15 protein-coding genes are annotated in these 19,137 nt (G+C 48.3%); 7 read left to right on the top strand and 8 right to left on the bottom strand.

The window, feature by feature from the left end; translation table 11 throughout:
- Positions 1-17: 17 nt before the first annotated feature.
- Genes K2Y22_09195 through K2Y22_09205 form a run of 3 tightly spaced genes read right to left on the bottom strand, consistent with a single transcriptional unit; the run spans position 18 to position 3,483 of the window.
- The gene (locus K2Y22_09195) at positions 18-989 is read right to left on the bottom strand and encodes an NAD-dependent epimerase/dehydratase family protein (protein ID MBX9878620.1); all 972 of its coding nucleotides are present in this window, start codon (positions 987-989) and stop codon (positions 18-20) included.
- Positions 986-1,915: a glycosyltransferase family 2 protein gene (locus K2Y22_09200; GenBank protein MBX9878621.1), complete on the bottom strand. Its 930-nt coding sequence runs from the start codon at positions 1,913-1,915 to the stop codon at positions 986-988. Before K2Y22_09200 ends, K2Y22_09195 begins: the two co-directional genes overlap by 4 nt.
- Positions 1,912-3,483, bottom strand: coding sequence for a methylmalonyl-CoA mutase family protein (locus K2Y22_09205; GenBank protein ID MBX9878622.1), 1,572 nt, complete (start codon positions 3,481-3,483; stop codon positions 1,912-1,914). The genes K2Y22_09200 and K2Y22_09205 overlap by 4 nt, the downstream gene beginning before the upstream one ends.
- Positions 3,484-3,537: 54 nt before the next feature.
- Between K2Y22_09205 and K2Y22_09210 the strand changes: the two genes are divergently transcribed.
- From K2Y22_09210 to K2Y22_09225, 4 genes are all read left to right on the top strand, one after another.
- Positions 3,538-4,938, top strand: coding sequence for a cystathionine beta-synthase (locus K2Y22_09210; GenBank protein ID MBX9878623.1), 1,401 nt, complete (start codon positions 3,538-3,540; stop codon positions 4,936-4,938).
- Between the two features lie 9 nt (positions 4,939-4,947).
- The gene (locus tag K2Y22_09215) at positions 4,948-6,123 is read left to right on the top strand and encodes a cystathionine gamma-synthase (GenBank protein MBX9878624.1); all 1,176 of its coding nucleotides are present in this window, start codon (positions 4,948-4,950) and stop codon (positions 6,121-6,123) included.
- Between the two features lie 3 nt (positions 6,124-6,126).
- Positions 6,127-6,930, top strand: coding sequence for a WD40 repeat domain-containing protein (locus tag K2Y22_09220; protein MBX9878625.1), 804 nt, complete (start codon positions 6,127-6,129; stop codon positions 6,928-6,930).
- Positions 6,931-7,000: 70 nt separating this feature from the next.
- Positions 7,001-7,645 carry a hypothetical protein gene (locus K2Y22_09225; protein ID MBX9878626.1) on the top strand — a complete coding sequence of 215 codons (645 nt, stop codon included), beginning with the start codon at positions 7,001-7,003 and terminating at the stop codon, positions 7,643-7,645.
- A gap of 6 nt (positions 7,646-7,651) precedes the next feature.
- On the opposite strand, the gene K2Y22_09230 is transcribed toward K2Y22_09225, so the two are convergent.
- Positions 7,652-8,602: a hypothetical protein gene (locus tag K2Y22_09230; protein ID MBX9878627.1), complete on the bottom strand. Its 951-nt coding sequence runs from the start codon at positions 8,600-8,602 to the stop codon at positions 7,652-7,654.
- Positions 8,603-8,620: 18 nt separating this feature from the next.
- Positions 8,621-9,721 carry a tetratricopeptide repeat protein gene (locus K2Y22_09235; protein MBX9878628.1) on the bottom strand — a complete coding sequence of 367 codons (1,101 nt, stop codon included), beginning with the start codon at positions 9,719-9,721 and terminating at the stop codon, positions 8,621-8,623.
- A gap of 167 nt (positions 9,722-9,888) precedes the next feature.
- Between K2Y22_09235 and metH the strand changes: the two genes are divergently transcribed.
- Together metH and K2Y22_09245 are read left to right on the top strand one after the other, a co-directional pair.
- A complete protein-coding gene (gene metH, locus K2Y22_09240) occupies positions 9,889-13,419 on the top strand; it encodes a methionine synthase (GenBank protein ID MBX9878629.1) in 3,531 nt (1,176 codons plus the stop codon).
- A complete protein-coding gene (locus tag K2Y22_09245) occupies positions 13,416-14,066 on the top strand; it encodes a redoxin domain-containing protein (protein MBX9878630.1) in 651 nt (216 codons plus the stop codon). Before metH ends, K2Y22_09245 begins: the two co-directional genes overlap by 4 nt.
- A 1-nt stretch (position 14,067) precedes the next feature.
- Here the strand turns inward: K2Y22_09245 and K2Y22_09250 are convergent, their stop codons facing one another.
- Positions 14,068-15,018 (bottom strand): protein kinase, encoded by a 951-nt coding sequence (locus K2Y22_09250; GenBank protein ID MBX9878631.1) that lies wholly within the window; start codon positions 15,016-15,018, stop codon positions 14,068-14,070.
- 11 nt (positions 15,019-15,029) lie between these two features.
- Entirely contained in the window at positions 15,030-16,091 is a 1,062-nt protein-coding gene (locus K2Y22_09255) for a lysophospholipase (GenBank protein MBX9878632.1), read from the bottom strand.
- 233 nt (positions 16,092-16,324) lie between these two features.
- Between K2Y22_09255 and K2Y22_09260 the strand changes: the two genes are divergently transcribed.
- On the top strand, positions 16,325-17,107 hold the full coding sequence (locus K2Y22_09260; GenBank protein ID MBX9878633.1) for an SDR family oxidoreductase: 783 nt from the start codon (positions 16,325-16,327) through the stop codon (positions 17,105-17,107).
- Here K2Y22_09260 and K2Y22_09265 read toward each other — a convergent pair.
- Positions 17,104-19,053, bottom strand: a complete 1,950-nt coding sequence (locus K2Y22_09265; protein MBX9878634.1) for a bifunctional homocysteine S-methyltransferase/methylenetetrahydrofolate reductase — start codon at positions 19,051-19,053, stop codon at positions 17,104-17,106. The two genes, K2Y22_09260 and K2Y22_09265, sit on opposite strands and share 4 nt — an antisense overlap.
- Positions 19,054-19,137: the final 84 nt, after the last annotated feature.

A 19,137-nucleotide genomic window follows, 5' to 3' on the forward strand; every position in this document is an offset into this window, starting at 1 on the left:
GAAACGTTGGCGGCTAATTAGTTAAGCAGTCCGGAAGCTTTTGCCCAGGCAATTTCGTTGGACAATGCATTTGTCAGCGAAAAGGTCGGTTGGAAATTTGTTGTATCTGTTAGTTTGGCTACCGAGCAGGTTGTGGTTGTGGTTAGTTTGTCTAACTTGGAGTTACTCACTGGTGCTTTGTTGCCGAGGACGCCTTGCAACACTGAAGCCCCAGCACGTAGAAGTGGCTCAGGCACGGAGACAAGTTTGTTGTTTTTCTTCAAGCAAAGGGCTATTTGGTTGGAAAGTTCGGTGACCGAAATTGTCTCAGGATTGGCAACATTGTATTCCTGGTATCCTGCAGCGGATTTTTCGAGCAATAGGGCTATGGCTTCGGCGACATCCGCTGCGTAAATTAGACTTTTCTCTGCTTTGTTGCCGCCGATATTGAAGTATTTTCCGGTGTTGATCTGTCGAATGAGGCTTATTAAATTACCTCTGTCTCCTTCACCAAAAACAAGCGCGGGACGAATTACGATTGTACGCTCGAATGTTCCTAGATTTTTCAAGAATTGCTCACAGCGCAATTTTGATACCGCATAGGGGGTTTCCGCTTTCAGTGGAGCTGATTCGGAAATGTTTTCGAACGGACCTGAGCCGTAGACGGCGCTGGTGCTTAAAAATACAAATGTTTTTACGCCGGCTTTGGCTGCAAGAGTGGCAATTTGTTCTGTTGCTCTGACATTTAAAAGTTCGTATTCGCCGTAGCCGGCCTCCGGCTTGTGCACTAATCCAGCCGAATGAATGACTGTATCTGCTCCTTGCAGAATTGCTGAGATGGAATTATCGCTGCAGGATTCGAAGTCAATTTCCTTGACTTGAACGTTGCTGACGGCAATTTCAGGAGATAATCTTGCTCGTCGGCGTACTTGCAGTCTAAGCGGATGACTGGACAGTCTTTTGGTAAGGGCCGTGCCGATTAGTCCTGAGGCTCCAGTAATTACTATCATTTGCTCTGCGCTTTTTGTGTTTCCAGAACACTATCTGGAACTTGCGATTCTGAAGGCAGCAATTGTCTAAGCGTGCCGAGAATCATGAATATAAAACAGCGGATCCAAATGCCTGCATACACAAGCCAATTGAATGGCGCCCAGTATTTTTTGGACAGGTGCTTCTCATAAAAGACGTGCATGCCGCGATGCAAATTGATGGTGGCACCAACAGGACGCAGGCGACTTGATGCGCCGTGGTAGTGGTAGACGACGGCGTCTGGTATGTATGTGACGGTGAAGCCGGCTTCTTTGATGCGCCAGCACCAATCTATGTCTTCGCCGTACATGAAGATGTCTTCGTCCATTAGTCCAACGGAATCAATAAGACTATTGCGAACCATCATGCAGGAACCAGACAATGCGTCGACTTCGAGAACCTGTTTTGGGTCGGCGAAGGTCATGTTGTATTTGGCTAATGTTTTGTTGTTGGGGAATAGTCTGCTTAAGTAAGTTAGACGGAAAAATGCTGCCCAAGGATCTGGGAAGGAACGCCTACAGGCAAGTTGTAGTGTGCCATCGGGGTTCAGTACTTGCGGACCGGCAGCACCACATTCCGGATGCGCGTCCATGTAATCGGCCATCTTAGATATGGCGGAGTCAGTGACGATCGTGTCCGGGTTGAGAAGGAGGACGTACTTTCCTTCGGCATGTGGGATTATCTGGTTGCAAGCTTTAGCGAAGCCGACATTTTCCGTATTCGCGATGAGGTTAACGCCGGGATAGTCGCGCTTGAGCATCTCGACGGACTCGTCTTCCGAGTTGTTGTCGGCAACCCAGACTTCAAATTCTTTGTGGCGATCGTCTTTTAGTATGGAGTCGAGGCAAGCCGCAAGTAAACGCGGTGTTTTCCAGTTGACGATGACGATGGATACTATGGGGTTCACAGCGTCACCACCGGTCTGTATTTGCCGAAGGCATCGCGTAGCGTGTTGCTTATTTCGCCCAGTGTGGCGTAGCACTCCACGCAGTCGGAGATGTAGGGGATTAAGTTGTCTGTACCTTGAGCGGCGGTGTTCAACGCTTTCAACGTCTTCTCAACTTTGGCGTTGTCGCGTGTGGAGCGCAACTTCTTCAGGCGTTCCACCTGAGCAGTTTCAATCTTTGGGTTGACTTTGAGAATCGGAATAGGTTCACCATGGTCGTCGATGAATTTGTTGACGCCGACAATTACCTTGTCACCTGATTCGACAGCCTGGTGGAATTTGTACGCCGACTCCTGTATCTCTTTTTGAATGAATCCCGACTCGACCGCCTTCATCGCTCCGCCCAACTCGTCTATTTTCTTCAGATACTCGCGCGTGCCTTCCTCAATCTTGTCCGTGAGTTCCTCCACGAAGTAAGAACCGCCGAAAGGATCCGTGACGTTGGCTATGCCACTTTCGTAGGCGATTATTTGTTGAGTGCGCAGCGCCGTTAAAGCCGATGCTTCCGATGGCAAGGACAACGCCTCATCCTTGGAGTTCGTGTGTAGCGACTGCGCGCCGCCTAAGACTGCCGACATCGCTTCAAGTGAAGTGCGGATTATGTTGTTATCCGGCTGTTGCTGCGTTAGCGATGAACCCGCTGTCTGCACGTGGAAGCGTAACATCATGGACTTCGGATTCGTCGCTCCGAATTTGTCCTTCATTAAGGAAGCCCAAATTCTACGCGCGGCACGAAACTTCGCTACTTCTTCAAAGAGATTCATCTGCGCCACAAAGAAGAAGCTCAGCTGCGGGGCAAAGTCGTCTATCTTCAAGCCGCGACTCAAGGCAGCCTTCACATACTCAATGCCATTGGCGAATGTAAATGCCAATTCCTGCACAGCCGTCGCGCCGGCTTCACGAATGTGATATCCGGAAATAGAAATCGTATTAAAGCGCGGCATGTCCTTAGCGCAGTATTCAAAAATATCCGTGATGATTCTCATCGACGCATGCGGCGGATAGATGTATGTGTTACGTGCTTCGTACTCTTTGAGAATGTCGTTCTGAATAGTTCCGCTCAATTCTTTTGGATCGACACCCTGTTTGACACCAACTGCTCTGTACATCATCAGCAGAATTGCAGCAGTGGCATTGATGGTCATTGATGTGGAGACTTTTGAAAGATCAATTCCTTCAAAGAGTCTTTCCATGTCAGCAAGACTGTCTATTGCTACGCCGGTGCGTCCCACTTCGCCCAGGGCTAATGGATCATCACTGTCATAGCCCATTTGTGTAGGCAGATCAAAAGCAGTCGACAAGCCGGTTTGACCGTTTGCCAAGAGATAGCGAAAGCGCTGATTGGTTTCTTCAGCCGTGCCAAAGCCCGCGTACTGGCGCATCGTCCAGAGCTTGGCGCGGTACATCTTCTCGTGAATTCCGCGCGTGAAAGGATACTTACCAGGCTCGCCCAACTGATTGGTTATCTTCCAGTTGGCAAGATCTTCTGGCTTCCAGATGTATTTTCGCTTAGTAATGTCGTCCAACATATTGGAATATAATTGACCTTTGCGATTTACCTAATTGTACGGGAGCGAGCCAGGATGCGGTACAAAAACACCATCCTCGAAACAGTAGGTGCTACACCTCTTGTTAAGTTGAATAAGATTGTAGCTGGTCTAGAGCCATTGATACTAGCGAAGGTTGAAGCATTCAATCCGGGCGGATCAATTAAGGACAGACCGGCACTTGCCATGATTGAAGAGGCGGAAAAGCAGGGGCTTTTGCGTCCAGGCGGCACTATTGTTGAGCCGACGTCAGGCAACACCGGCACAGGGCTGGCGCAGATAGCAGCAGTCAAGGGTTATCGCTGTATTCTCGTAGTGCCTGACAAAGTGGCCGTCGAGAAGATAAATCTACTCAAAGCTTACGGTGCAGAGGTTGTAGTTGTGCCGACCTCAGTATCAGCTAGCTCTCATGAAAGCTACTACTCGGTGGCGAACAAATTGACGATGGAGATTCCTGGGGCATTCCAGCCGAATCAATTTGCAAATCCCTTTAATCCACAGGCTCACTACGACACGACTGGTCCGGAAATCTGGGAAGCAACCGAAGGCAAGATAACTTGCTTGGTTGCAGGCTTGGGAACAGGCGGAACAATTTCGGGTACTGCAAGATACTTGAAAGAAAAGAATCCGAAGATAAAGGTTATTGGTGTTGATCCTGAAGGGTCTATCTATTCAGGCGACATGGCGCAGCCATATAAAGTCGAAGGCATTGGCGAAGACTTTATTCCGCGTAACGTGAATTTGAAACTTATTGACGAGATTATTCGCGTCAGTGACAAAGAATCATTCACGATGGCTCGTCGTCTGTCACATGAAGAAGGCATTCTTGTAGGTGGTTCATCGGGGACTGCAACAGCGGCTGCCATGCGTGTGGCGAAAAACATGACTAAAGACGATGTAATTGTCGTCATCTTGCCGGATGGTGGACGTGGTTATTTGAGCAAGATGTTCTCTGATGACTGGATGCGTGAGAATGGCTTCATGCCGGCACCGGGTGTCACCTACTACGTGTCTGACTTGTTCAAGCGCAAAATAGCTCATTCAAGAATCCCGGAAATGATTGTCTTGCGTCCCAATGACACTATCCAAAAGGCAATTGATTTGATGGAAGAATATCAAATCGACCAATTGCCGGTTGTGTCTGAAGATGGACAAAACGTCGGATCTATTAACGACATCATTGCCATGCAAGTTGTCTACGAGCGCAAGCATCCTGAATCCGTGCAAGTCACGCAAGTGATGGGTCGCGCATTCCCGCAATTTGAACAAACGTCGGAAATCGATCAGGTGTATAAAGCATTCAGGCTGGGTTCTGCCATGGTTGTAATAACAGAGAATGGCAAAGCAATAGGAGTACTCACCAAGTACGACTTGATGACCCACCTTCAAGAAACAATCGAGAGCGGAATGGCTGGCAAAGTCACCGCCAAGAAGTAGGAGTTAACAGTGAAATTTTCAACTAAAGCAATCCACGTTGGCGGTGAGCCTGATCCATCGACGGGGGCGATTATTACTCCCGTATTCCAGACATCCACGTATGTCCAGGAAGGCATAGGCAAGCACAAAGGCTATGAGTATTCGCGCACAGGCAATCCGACACGCGCGGCACTTGAGGCTTGCATAGCTTCACTTGAAGGTGGCAAGTACGGACTAGCTTTTTCCTCGGGCTCGGGCGCGATGGCCACGGTGATGAACTTGTTGAACGCGGGCGACCACGTTGTAGTCGGCGAAGATGTTTACGGGGGCACGTACCGTCTCTTCACGAAGGTGTTGAGTCGGTATAACTTGGAATTTACTTTCGTGGATTCGCGCGATTCCAAAAAGGTAGAAGCGGCGATTAAACCAAACACGAAAATTCTTTGGATGGAAACACCGACTAATCCATTGTTGAACTTGGCTGATTTGAAGACACTTACTGATCTTGCCAAATCACGCAAACTCATAAGTGTTGTAGACAACACCTTTGCCAGCCCATACTTCCAGCAACCGCTGGCATTGGGCGCTGACATTGTTGTCCACAGCACAACCAAGTACATGGGCGGACACAGCGACGTCGTCGGTGGTGCCGTTGTTACAAGCAACGAAGAATACTATGAGCGTATCAAGTTCCACCAGAACGCAGTTGGAGCAATTCCGGGTCCATTTGACTGCTGGCTTGTGCAACGCGGCTTGAAGACACTTGCTGTCCGAATGCGCGAGCACGAGAAGAATGCAATGATGGTCGCCAAATTCCTCGAAGGTCATCCGGCTATCGAGAAGACGATTTATCCAGGATTACCGTCTCACCCGCAACATGATTTAGCGAAAAGACAAATGTCCGGCTTTTCCGGCATGGTGTCTTGCGTCATTAAAGGCGGCATGGAAAAAGCTGACATCTTCATGCAAAACACGAAGCTCTTCGCGCTTGCGGAAAGCCTTGGCGGTGTGGAGTCGCTGTTGTGCCATCCGGCATCGATGACCCACGGCTCCATTCCAAAGGAAGAACGTGATGCACGCGGCATAGTCGAAGGCATGGTAAGACTCTCCTGCGGTATCGAAGACGGCGATGACCTCATTGCTGACCTAGAGAAGGCGTTGTCGAAAGTATCGTCGTCGAGCACGGCCAAAGTTGGAAGTAGGTAACAAATGAAGTCACTTAGAAAACTCTGCCTCGCGGTAACTACAGCACTTATCTGCGTGTCGCCAGCGTTGGCCCAAGTAAACGTCGTCAACTCGGTCGTTATGGGCAACCGCCCAGCCACATTTGAAGGCGACCCATATGCTGGCGCTGCAATTCTAACTACTGCCGGTGACTTCACTGCGAAGCCGGAAGTTGCTGGTTCGTCGTTTGCCATCATGGCGCCCAACAACAACTGCGTCTTTACCGCCTACGGCAAACAAGCCTGGTTGTGGAATCTAACTAACGGCGTCTGCATCGCTCCCATCCCCCAAGGTTCAAACGTCAACTTCGCTGCCTTCAGCCCCAGCGGCAACATTGTTGTCGTTTCCAGTTCCAGCAATGCAAAAATTTGGGCTGTCCCCTCGGGTGAATTCCTTGGGGAGATGACCGAAGGCGACTACATTCGCTCAATCGTAATTAGTCGCGATGGTCGCTATATCGCCACAATTACAAACCAAGGTTACAGTCTCTGGAATGGCTCCAATGGTGGGCCCCTGCTACGCGCCCCAATGAACGGCACAGTATCGCAACTGGTATTCAGCCCCGATTGCAAACGAATGTTAATCATTGCCGGTGGTGCTGCCGGACTCTGGCAAATTTCAGATGGCGCCGAACTTGGTAAAATTCCTGTTGGAGGTACTGCTCGCGGCGGCGCATTTAGTCCAGACGGACGTTATGTGATTGTTTGTACCAGCGACCGTGTGCACATATGGGATGCAATTGAGTACCGTAATGTCTCCAATGTTCCATTCGGCGGTTCGGGCCAGTAAACTCGGGCTTGCTCTCGCGATAGCTTTGTCGTTACCTCTTTGCGCAAAAGAGGTGACTATCGACGCCGGTGTGAAAACCGTCGAGCTAAACGCTGCGGCGACTGTTTTGTCGACGCGTAAGATTATTCTGTTTATCGATGAGTCCGGCTCGATGAAAAAGACCGATTGTCCGGGTGATCTAAGTCGTTGGGAGTGGTGCGCGCAACAGTCTGAGCAGTTGGCGCGAATACTTGTGCCGTTTGCGCATGATAATTTGACGATTGTGCCTTTTGCGACAGAATACACAGTTTATGAGAATTGCACGCCTGCGGCCGTGGCGAAGATATTTAAGACGGAGAGTCCCAAGGGTACTACGAATCTTTTGAATCCGCTTATCGGACAATTGGCACATCATTTAGCCAACAAAGATCCGAACAGGCGCCCTGTGGTCATAGCCATCATTAGTGATGGGCGACCGGACAAAGAAATGGAAGTGGCAGATGCGATAATTACCGCCACCAAACGCATGCGTCATCCCAAGGAAGTTTCGATTGTATTCCTGCAGGTCGGCGATGCCTTCAACGGCAAGAAATTCTTAGCTGATGTTGATGAACACTTAGTCGAACGCGGCGCCAAATACGATGCTGTCACCGTGCGCATGTTTGATCAGTTGGTCCAGCTTGGGCTAGCGCGTACACTTGCGAACGCGATTCAGGAAATAGATAAAGCGAAATAACTGGGGCTACTTCTCCGCGTTTTCGGCGTCGACGCCCATTTGTTCTAGTTGCTTCATGAATTCTTTGGCGTCATTCTTGGATTTCGCGCCGCTGTGCGGAGCTTTGCCCGCCTTCAACTCGCTGTTAACGCTGTCCATGTAATTGGCGGCGGCGTCACCGGCTTTGAAGAGGTCCTTCGTTCCTTTTTGCGTCTCTGGTTTAGCGAACTCGTTGAATAGACTTTCCATAGCTTGTCCTGCGCCTTCGCCCATTAAGACTTCCATGTCGTTTTTGACACGCTTGTAGCCAGTCGGCGCAGCGAAAGTATCGGGAGGAAGATCTTGTCTTTCAAAGCTTGTTGTGTCGAGCGCGGTGACTTTCTCTCCATCACCTGTTGTCACAACCATGCGAAGAAGCACGCCTTTGTTTTCCGGCAAACTCATCGACTTATGTGATACCAAATGAAATGCCTCAGGCACGGAAATGTCGTTAGCGAAATACAGTTCCGAATCTTGCTTCGCAGTAGGCTGCAGTCCCAGCCCACCTGGTTTTGCCGGTGGCGGTGTGCCGCCTTCTTCGGTATATTGCGTGGCTTTGATGCCGGCTATTTCCAACTCGCCAGTTTTCTTCAGTGTCTTTTGCGGCGGGTCACCCATTACTTTTGCAATGCCGTCGATACCGGCTTTGCGCTTTGCTAAATTTGCTTTCCACTCATCAATTGTTTGTTCGGAATAAACTTTAGTCTGATCATTGAAGTAAATGATCTTCGGATTGTCGGCACGAACAATGCAAGTAATGTGCATTGTTGGATTGACGCTCTTTACGCCGTCACGAGAAATGTATGCGATTTGCTCGCCGGCAAATGGACTTGTTTGGTGCAGTATCCAACCTTTTTCCGGTACCATGCTGCAACTCGATAGACACATTGCCACGCCAATTAACGCGCCTGATAGGGTGCTCAGGTTTATTTTCAACATTGTCGCCCGCCTTCTTGTTTACTTGCCAGACTCTGTCTTCAGCGTGTCCAGAATATCATGAGCGCGAGAGTCCAGTTTGTCGGCGGCGTCATCCTTGCCAACCTTGTGGAGAAACTTGGCATAGTCAGTAAGTGTTTCAGCAATTGGTTTTTCAACAGGCTTGTTATCGAACAAGCTCTTTTCTTCAGAAAACTGTTCGCGTGCTTCGAGGGCATCTTTGTAGTACTTCTCGGCTTTTTCGTTATTGCCTGAGGCTTCGTAAAAATGTGCCATTTTATTGAAAGTACTACCGCGCTTGTCGAGACCGGCTTCGGATTGCTCTAGAATGGCTTCTGCTTTTTCAAAATACTTTTGTGCTTCTTCCATATTGCCTTTGTGCTGATACAAAGAAGCAAGGTCGGTATAGCGTTCAGCAGCAGCTGCATCTTTTGGTTCTTTTAGTGGATCTGCCGATTGTTTATAGAGTTCTTCCGCTTGTGCATACTTACCTTGTTCGCGGTAGAAGTCACCAATCTTATTGAGGTGTTCGGCTGAATCCGGATGATCAGCCCCGAGCTTTTTCTCAATATTCTCCGCTTGGTTGGTTACATGCTTTGGTACTACTTCGTCTTTTTCAGCTCCGTTAGAAAGCCAATTTACAATATCGGATTGATGACGCGCGGTGTAGCCCGTGCCCATTTCCTTATCAATAATCACTCCGGCTTTATTGTATTGTTCAGCAGCTAAATCATATTTGCGCTCGCTCTCGTACATGCGTGCCAAGTTGACCATTGAGCGGGCAGTAGTTAGGTCATCGCCTACCACGTCCTGGCGCAGACCTATGGCTTCTTTGTAGTAAGCCTCGGCTTCAGCATGTTTTCCCTGCTTCTCATAAACTTCTGCCATGTGACCTTTGACGGTGGCGAGGTCCTTATCCTGATGCCCGGCTTCGACTAGTTTTTCTTCCGTTTCCTTGAGAATGGTCTCAGCCTCATCGAGCCTGCCGTCCCTCAGCGCTTGAACCCCTTGCTCATTCGATTTTTCCCATTCAACATCTTCGGCGAAAGCCGGAATAGCGTAGCTAAACAGGCAAGCGCTCAAGGTGAGAGCAAGCTTTAGGTGGTTGGTTATGAAAGCCATACAAATGCTCCTCATATATTCCATTTTCCCACATGCACTTTGCAAGCTGGGCTTAAGCGGTCTAGTTTTACAGAAGTTAATTCTGACGCAATAGATGGCAACTGTGTGGCTGGACTAGCGCCAATTGACTTAAGATTATTGCCTGTAGGCGCAGGTGGATATTTGCCGTGAACCATTTCTTGGATGCCCTTAAGGAACGGATCCTCATCTTTGATGGGGCTATGGGCACGTCCATCCACAAATACGATCTGACGCTTGATGACTACAAAGGCTATGAAAACTGCCCGGAAATCCTCGTTGAAAGCAGACCGGATGTTATACGAGAAATTCACGGCTCATTCTATGAGGTTGGCTGTGACGTAGTTGAAACAGATACCTTTGGCGGATCACCAATTGTATTGGCTGAGTTTGATTTAGCACCGCGTGCCTACGAACTAAATCGTAAGGCTGCTGAATTAGCCAGAAGCGTTGCCGATGACTATTCCAAAAAAGGTCACAAGAGATTTGTTTCCGGCTCAATTGGTCCAACTACTAAGTTGCCGTCGTTAGGACACGTCACGCTGCAGCAAATGTATGAAGCGTACAGCGTGCAGGTTGCCGGATTAGTTGATGGCGGAGTCGACTGTCTGCAGTTTGAAACAGGTCAGGATTTGTTGCAGGCAAAGGCGGCAGTAATTGCAGCGCTGGACTATTTCAAAAAATCCGGCAAGCGCGTTCCTATCATTACGCAGGTAACTATCGAGGCGCCACCCATTTCCACAATGTTGGTTGGGTCGGATATTTCTGCTGCACTAGCGACACTGTCGGCGTATCCAATTGATGTAATTGGAATCAATTGCGCAACCGGACCGCAGGAAATGATTGATCACATTGGCTTCCTTTGCGCAAATTCCCCAACATTCGTGTCCGTGTTGCCTAATGCTGGGCTGCCGGAGAACGTGAATGGGGAGACGGTGTACAAGCTAACGCCGGATGATCTGGCACACTGGTTGGAGTACTTCGTCGTTGAACATGGAGTCAACATTGTTGGTGGTTGCTGCGGTACGACACCGGCACACTTGAAGCGAGTCGTAGAAAAAATCAGCGGACTGGCTCCTAAGAAGAGAAAGATCGAGGAGACGGCATGCGTTGCAAGTCTCTACACCGCTGCACCGATGCATGTTGATCCGGCTCCCTTGATTATTGGTGAACGGACAAATACAAACGGTTCGCGGAAGTTCAAACAGCTGCTGGAAAAAGAAGATTGGGACGGCATGGTCTCAATGGCGCGCGACCAGGAAAAAGAAGGCGCACATTATTTAGATGTCTGTACGGCTTACGTTGGACGCGACGAAATTCGTGACATGTCCATTTATCTCAAGCGTCTCAACACGGACTTGCAGATTCCCATCGTCATTGATACTACGGAATTCCCTGTGTTGGAAGCTTCGTTGCCGCTTCTGGCAGGGCGTGCCGTAGTCAACTCGATCAACCTGGAAGATGGCGAAGAGAAGATGATTCGCAAGGTTGAATTGATCAAACGCTATGGCGCCGCAACAATTGCATTGACTATTGACGAAGCCGGCATGGCTAAGACTGCCGAAAAGAAGTTTGAGATTGCCAAACGGATTTATGACATTTGTTTGCAACATGGACTTAAGGGCGAAGATATCATCTTTGACGATCTTACTTTTACCCTTTCCACGGGAAATGAAGATGATCGTAGACTTGGACTGGCAACCTTGGAAGGTATCAAGCTCATCAAAGAGAAGCTGCCTGGCGTTAAGACAAGTCTTGGCGTCAGCAATATCTCATTCGGTTTCGATCCACATATTCGTCAGATTTTGAATTCAGTATTCCTGCACTATGCAGTTGAATATGGACTTGATATGGCTATTGTAAATGCCGCTAAGATTCTTCCTCTGTACAAGATTGACGAGGCAGAAAGAGAGTTGCATCGCAAGCTTATTTTTGACGAACGCACACCTGAGTATGATCCGTTATTTGTACTTTTAGACTATTACAAGAAAAAGGGAGCTTCCGGAGCCAAGGAAGAGAAGAGGCAGGCGCCTAAAGAAGTAGAAGAAGCATTAAAACAGCGAATCATCGATGGCAATCGTGTCGGTCTGGAAAAAGATCTGGAAAAAGCGCTGAAGAAATACACGCCATTAGACATCATCAACACAATTCTGTTGGATGGCATGAAGGTCGTGGGCGACTTATTCGGCGCCGGGAAAATGCAATTACCTTTCGTGCTTCAGTCAGCTGAAACTATGAAAGCAGCTGTTTCTTACCTTGAACCGTTTATGGAAAAGGTCGAGGGAATGACCAAGGGAATTATGGTTTTGGCGACTGTCAAAGGTGACGTGCATGACATCGGCAAAAACCTAGTTGATATTATTCTGAGCAATAATGGTTTCAAGGTCGTTAACCTCGGTATCAAGCAACCAATCGATAACATCATTCAGGCAGCAGTCGAACACAAAGCAAACTGCATCGGCATGAGTGGACTGTTGGTTAAATCAACCGTGATCATGAAAGAGAATTTGGAGATTCTCAATCAAAGAGAAATCAATACACCCGTTATTCTGGGTGGCGCCGCACTTACACGTCGTTATGTGGAAGATGACTGCCGTGCCGTTTACAAAGGACAGCTATTCTACGGACAAGATGCTTTCGATGATTTGAAAATCATGAATGCTCTTTCGAACAATGACAGTGAAGCACTGGCAAAACTTGCCGGTTTGAACAACGGTGCCGAGCCAAAGGTACAACCGGCACCTCCTATTGCTGCCTGCGCGAGAATGGGCGGAGGACAGGCAGAAGTCGCCCAAGGCAGTAAGAAATCATCTGTTGGTACAGCCATTCGCCGCTCGGATGTGGCAAGAGATGTGCCGATTCCAAAGCCGCCTTTCTGGGGTTCGAAAGTCATCAACGACATTCCATTGAAAGAAGTCTTTAAGTATCTCAATGAGACTGTTCTTGTTCGTGGACAATGGCAAGTGCGCCAGCGCGACATGTCGCATGCCGACTACGAAAAATTATTGAATGAACAAATACGCCCAGTCATCAAAGCCTTGGAAGAACAATGTATCAATGAAAAGTTATTGATACCGCAAGCTGTGTATGGCTTCTTTCCTTGTCAGTCTGCCGGCAATGACCTGATTGTTTACAAGGAAGATCAAAAAACCGAATGGGTTCGTTTTAATTTTCCGCGCCAAGATCATGGACGTCACTTGTGCATAGCCGATTTCTTTGCGTCTGTAGATGAGGGGCGGATGGATGTGTTGCCGGCGCAGATTGTCACCATGGGTGCGCAAGCCACAGAACACAGTCAGATGCTTTTTAAGTCAAATCAATACAGCGACTACTTGTATTTCCACGGCTTGTCGGTGGAATCCGCTGAAGCCATGGCTGAGGTCGTGCACAAGCGAATAAGGGCCGAACTAGGATTTTCGCTGGAAGATGCCGGCGACATGAAGAAATTCCTCAATCAAGGATTCCGTGGTACGCGCTATAGCTTTGGTTATCCGGCTTGTCCGAATTTAGAAGATCAGCGACAGTTGTTTGAACTTTTGCAGCCTGAACGTATCGGCGTAACGTTGACAGAAGAATTTCAACTTGTGCCCGAGCAGAGTACTTCGGCAGTTGTAGTCGTGCATCCTGAAGCAAAATACTTCAACATCAATAGCGCCGTAAATACTGAGGACTCGGAATGAAGTTGTTGGAAAATATCGCCAGATGTCTTCCCTTCGTCGTAATTTCGTGTCTGTCCATTGTGCCAATACTTGCTCAGCCATACTTGGGTGGTGAGCATACGAAAGTCAGAACTAATTGGCGGGTACCTGATAAGTTGCGCATTGGCGATGCCGCTCCTGATTTCAAACTCAAGACTAAGGACTTTACTCGCGAAGTCGAACTTTCATCCTTCAAAGGAAAGCGCCCCGTTGTATTGATATTCGGAAGTTATAGTTGCCCATCGTTTCGCAGTCAGGCTGGACTCTTTGAAGAGATGTTCGGTGATTACAAAGATAGAGCCGAATTTTTCATTGTTTACATCAGAGAGTCAAATGCAATAGGTGGTGCGGCTTCCTCTATAAATGAGCGTGAAGGAATTGCGGTTAAAGATCCACAGGACTACTTGCAACGAACCGAGGTGGCAAAGCTTGGGTGTTCAGCTCTAAATATTCAGACACCTTGTCTAGTAGATAGAATCGACGATGCGGTGGCAGAAGCTTACTCGGCATGGCCTGACCGAATCTACATAGTTGATACTGATGGGAAAATTGCCTACGTTGGAAAACCCGGACCATCGGGATTTGCACAGGCTGTGCAGTTCGTCGATGCCTGGCTCGACAGAAGGTAACCTAAAGGCGCTGGTCTTTAATTTTGTTGAGAGCAGTAATTAATTCCTGGTATCCCACATCGTCCGGATCGCGCTCTAAGATGCCGTTATCCGTCAGCTTGAGCCCCACAGCCCGGAAAATTATTTGTTCCAGCGCTGGGTCTAAGTCGGGATTCATGTCGGTTGGGCGTTTAACATTGCGAAGCGGGCTTAGAAAATACTGTCCGACGCTCTCGTAGGCTGCTATCCATTCTTCGAGCGAATCGCCGATAATGGACTGGTTGGTTTGTGGAAATTGTAATGGGTGGCTTTTGACGGCTGCTTCCCAGAGCATTATCCCGAAAGCCATTCTGTCATTGGGTTCTAGGCAGGGATAGTAAAAGCAATTGGTGATTGCGCAATCTAGATCTGGACCTTCTTCGCAGTTGAGCATGCCAAAGTAACCGGAGTCGGCTAGTTTGATGCCTGTATCGGTAATTAGAATATTGTCTGGTCTAATGTCGCCATGATATTCATAGGTGGTTCTAGATAGCTCGTCCAAATGGCCGGCGATTTCGATGAATGTGCTAATGGGCAGCTCTGAAGACTTAATCAAATCTCTCAGAGTAAGTCCCTCTAGAAATTCCATCTGGAGAAAACAAACACCCGGTTCGTCAACAATGGATTCAATTTTAATTAGGGCAGGGTGGTGGCACTCTTGCATTTTGTCATAGTGAGTAAGAAGTACTTCTCGTGCATCAGGAAGTACATCGGCAACTCCACCTTCAAAAATGGTTGTAGCTTGTGTGCGTTCAAGGACATCACCGGTGTTAATCTCCAAGCTCTCATTCGGCTTGGCTACCTTGAAGGCAGCACTAGGTCCGCCATCTAGATCAGTGCCCTTATAAACCCAGGAGAAGGGACCATCATTGATCATTGAGTCAATTAGGTAATTGCCGACTTTTAGTCCAACCCATGTAAGTTCTTGTGTCATTGGTTCTCTAATTAGTTCAGGCTGACTTCTTCAATAGAAGGCTCAGCTTGTCCAACATGATGATTCGGCACTGAAACCGCGTGGTGGTATTGAGGTGCTGATTTGGAATGTGTATCCAGCCAGTGTCCTAATACTTCAAGCACTTCCGGACGCAATACAGGTGTTTCAACCAGCAAGTGACCGCGCTTAGGGATTACAGCAAAGGTTTTGTCCTGTGCGGGAATTTTTGCAAATAGTCTTTTTGTGGACCAAAGCGCGCAAAGTTTGTCACGCTCGCCGTGGATCATCAAGACTGAAGAGTCAGCCGGAATAGTTGTGGCAAAGTGTTTTCCATGACGATTAACATTCATGCTCTGAAACATTTCTTTCATCGTCTGGTGATCTCTGGCCATTGGATCAGCTAGGTGCTGTAGAGAAAATTGCTTTGTGTCCGAAAGGCGGGATTTGATGTACGGCACCATGCTCTGCTGGCTGAATGGATGATGCAAAAACTGCAGGGCGCTGAGTATCATGTAGGGTCTAAAGTACAAACTCGGCAGCGAATAAGTGCTGCACAGAATGGCGCCGTCTGCTAAGTGTTTGTAATCGCCAATCATGTGCAAGCTCATGTTGGCACCAAGGCTTTCACCAATAAAGTAAACCGGTACGCCGGGATAAGCTTCTTTGAGTCTCGTTACTATTAAGGCTAAATCTTTTTTGCTTTGCTTATAATGGAATGTCTTGTTGTACTGTCCACCAAAATCTTCGTAGTACCATTTGCCGTAACCGCGTAAGTCGGTTGATACAACCATTACGTTCTTGGCTGACAAAGCTTCGCCTAGTGCTTCGAAAGTTTTGCCGTGTAAACAGCCACCGTGTATTGCCACAACAATGGCGTTTGGGTCGCTAATCCCTTTTGACCAAACATACATCGGTAAGTGAAGATCGCCGAAAAGTGATTCGTTAATCTCGCCGCGAATTGGACTGTATGCAGCCATTGCATCTGGTGCAAGGTATTGTGCACCGATTAAAGAGATAAGAGTGACACCAGCTGCTAGTAAGTTTTTCAAATTGAATGTGTTGATTATCTTCATAGTGATTCCATGAAAAGTAAAAAAGTTCTGACGCTTTTGTTTCATTCCACGACCGAAGTTGCTATATGCACTAGTCGGTCGTATGTATCAAAGATTGTTTCGTTATCCGACATAGTGGGAATGAGAAGAGATAGAATGAAGATGCAGGGTGACAATCAACGCTGTCAATATGTCGATAAATGCCTGCAGGTGACACCAGTAGTAATTGGCTGTTGAGCCTGTCAGGAGATCGCATGAACAAAACAGTATTAATCACAGGTGCTTCCTCCGGGATAGGGAAAGAACTGGCTAAACTGTTTGCAGGGGATAATTGTAACCTAGTTTTAGTCGCTCGCCGAGTGGATGTCTTGGAAGAGCTGGCGTCGGAATTAAAAGCGAAAAATGGCATAAAGGCCCAGGTATTCGGGGTTGACCTCACGCAGCCGGCCGAAATTGCCAATCTCCACAGTGAACTAAAAAAACATAAGCTACACATCGATGTACTAGTAAATAATGCCGGCTTTGGTGCCAGCGGCAAATTTGCTGAAATTGACTTCCAGACGCAGCTGGATCAGATAAATGTAAATATCTCGGCTCTAACGGAATTGACGTACCGCCTGGTCCCGGCGATGGTCAAGAGAAAGTCCGGCGGCATCATGAACATAGCTTCCGTGGCAGCGTTCTCGCCTGGTCCATATATGGCTGTCTACTACGCAACCAAAGCCTATGTTCTTTCCCTCTCTTCCGCCCTTGCCAACGAGTTGGGAGATGCCGGCATCCAAGTCACTTGTGTATGTCCTGGACCAACCAAGACGGGTTTCGGGGAGCGTGCCCGTGTTGCTAAAGGCAGCATATTCAATAGCCCGCTGGTAATGGGTGTTGAGCCTGTGGCAAGGCAGGCCTATGACGGTTTTAAAGCAGGTGATGACTTGGTCGTTATCGGTGTCCAAAACAAAATATTGGCTTTAGCAAGTCGAATCACACCGTTCAAACTCTCAGCGTACGTAACACGCAAATTCAACCACAAGATAATTTAGCGAGTGGCTGATGCGGCTTTGCCTTTGATTTTGCCGACGAGCGTGCACATGTCGTCATAACGACCGAAGGACGGGACGACGTACATGCCTGTGGCGATGTGGCGCACTTCTTCGATTAGCTCTTCGGCTAATTCGAGTCCGACTTTGGCGCCTTCTTCTCCGGCTTTCTCCATGGCTTTGCGTACGTGATCGGGAATTGTTATACCCGGGACTTCGTTATGCAGATACTCTGCGTGTTTGAAACTGTGCAAAGGCATGATGCCGACGAGAATTGGAATGGGACAATCACCGAAATCGTCTAGGAAATCGGTTAAGTCACTTAGTTGATAAATTGGTTGTGTCATTGTCCAGTGAGCACCGGCTTCTATTTTCTTTGCGAATCGTTCTTTTTCTAAAGTGCGGTTTTCTGCGGTTGGATTCAACGCGCAGGCAATAGACAAGCGGGTTGGTGATCCAATTGAGTTGCCGGCGATGTCTTCGCCTTGGTTCAGTTGATTGATGATTTTGATCAAGCCAACGGAGTCAACGTCATAAACTGCTGTTGCGTGAGCGTAGTTGCCCACACTTGGTGGATCACCTGTAAGTGCGAGTATGTTATTGACCCCCAGTCCTTGGGCGCCGAGTAAATCAGCTTGAATGCCCATGAGATTTCTGTCGCGAGTGGTGAAGTGAATGATTGTAGGAATTTCTGCTTGTTGTTGAATTAAGTGGCAAGTGGCAAGCGATGACATGCGTACGCGTGCCATTGGACTATCGCCTACGTTGATACAATCGGCTCCGACTTTGCGGAATTCTTCGGCTGCTGCAATTATCTTGCGGGCGACTGTACCTTTGGGTGGATCCAATTCAACGCTGATGAAGAAGTCCTTGCCGCGCTGCATATTTCTAATCGTGTCAGCAAATCCAAGAAGCGGTTTGAGCTCTTTCTTTTCTTCCTTGCTAACAACTTCAATAACGGCGCCTTTTTTCTTCTCGGATGTTACTTCTACCGGATTGACGGCCTTTGCCGCTGGCTTCATGCCGTGACCGGCGATGTAATTGTCCAGCGCTTTGCGCATGATGGAAATGTGTTCAGGGGTGGTACCGCAGCAGCCGCCAATGAGTCTTGCGCCGGCATCAACAAAGGGCTCGACGAAGGTTGCGCAATAATCCGGACGCGACATGTACATGAAGCGACCGCCGACAATAGTCGGCATGCCGGCGTTCGGCAAACAGGAATAGACGATTCTGTCTGCTGGAATATCAGAGGCCTTAATCGCGGCAGCCATGCGTGTGAGGCTGTCCATCACTGAACCTGGACCGGCTCCGCAATTTATGCCAATGATGTCCGGCATGTCATCGCCTAATTCGTGCAGTAATTTAACTGCATCTTCCGGTGTGACTCCCATAAGAGTCTGTCCTTCGACGGAGAAACTAAGTTGTGCAACTACAGGCAACTTGCTAACTTTGCGAGCGGTACGAACAGCAATTGCTGTTTCACGCAAGTGCGACATTGTTTCAATCATAAACAAATCGACGCCGCCGGCTAGAAGCGCCTCCATTTGTTCCTTGAAGGCTTCTTCGAGATCAGCTCTTGTCACATCGCCGAATGGATACAGTAGTTTGCCTGTTGGTCCAATTGAACCTGCCACAAATGTAGGCTGTCCGGCAACTTCTCTTGCGTTGCGTGCGACTTTTGCCGCCCAGAGATTTATCTTCCAAACATCTTTTTCCAGACCAAACGCAGCAAGCCGGTATCTATTGCCATTGAATGAGTTAGTCTCGACGACATCTGAGCCGGCGTTTATGTAATCAATGTGAACCTGTTGGACCAAGTCTTGGTTGGTCAAATTGAGCTGTTCAAAACCGGCTTCCGGCGACGCTCCGCGAGCGTAAAGCAGTGTACCCATGGCGCCGTCGGCTAGTAGTGGTCTCTGTTTAATAGCTTCCAAAAATGGGTGCGACATTGCCTTATTTCCTAGGTGTTGAAAAACTTATCTTATCCCGTTGACAAGATTTCTGGCATTCTCCTGATAAGATAACTTGGTTGC

It is taken from the genome of Candidatus Obscuribacterales bacterium, assembly GCA_019744775.1.
Lineage (GTDB): Bacteria > Cyanobacteriota > Vampirovibrionia > Obscuribacterales > Obscuribacteraceae > SBAT01.

Bases quoted from the DNA above. Each gene is read 5' to 3' on its own strand.
- K2Y22_09195 (MBX9878620.1), bottom strand. From the start codon at position 989: ATGATAGTAATTACTGGAGCCTCAGGACTAATCGGCACGGCCCTTACC.
- K2Y22_09205 (MBX9878622.1), bottom strand. From the start codon at position 3,483: ATGTTGGACGACATTACTAAGCGAAAATACATCTGGAAGCCAGAAGAT.
- K2Y22_09210 (MBX9878623.1), top strand. From the start codon at position 3,538: ATGCGGTACAAAAACACCATCCTCGAAACAGTAGGTGCTACACCTCTT.
- K2Y22_09220 (MBX9878625.1), top strand. From the start codon at position 6,127: ATGAAGTCACTTAGAAAACTCTGCCTCGCGGTAACTACAGCACTTATC.
- K2Y22_09230 (MBX9878627.1), bottom strand. From the start codon at position 8,602: ATGTTGAAAATAAACCTGAGCACCCTATCAGGCGCGTTAATTGGCGTG.
- K2Y22_09235 (MBX9878628.1), bottom strand. From the start codon at position 9,721: ATGGCTTTCATAACCAACCACCTAAAGCTTGCTCTCACCTTGAGCGCT.
- K2Y22_09245 (MBX9878630.1), top strand. From the start codon at position 13,416: ATGAAGTTGTTGGAAAATATCGCCAGATGTCTTCCCTTCGTCGTAATT.
- K2Y22_09250 (MBX9878631.1), bottom strand. From the start codon at position 15,018: ATGACACAAGAACTTACATGGGTTGGACTAAAAGTCGGCAATTACCTA.
- K2Y22_09255 (MBX9878632.1), bottom strand. From the start codon at position 16,091: ATGAAGATAATCAACACATTCAATTTGAAAAACTTACTAGCAGCTGGT.
- K2Y22_09260 (MBX9878633.1), top strand. From the start codon at position 16,325: ATGAACAAAACAGTATTAATCACAGGTGCTTCCTCCGGGATAGGGAAA.
- K2Y22_09265 (MBX9878634.1), bottom strand. From the start codon at position 19,053: ATGTCGCACCCATTTTTGGAAGCTATTAAACAGAGACCACTACTAGCC.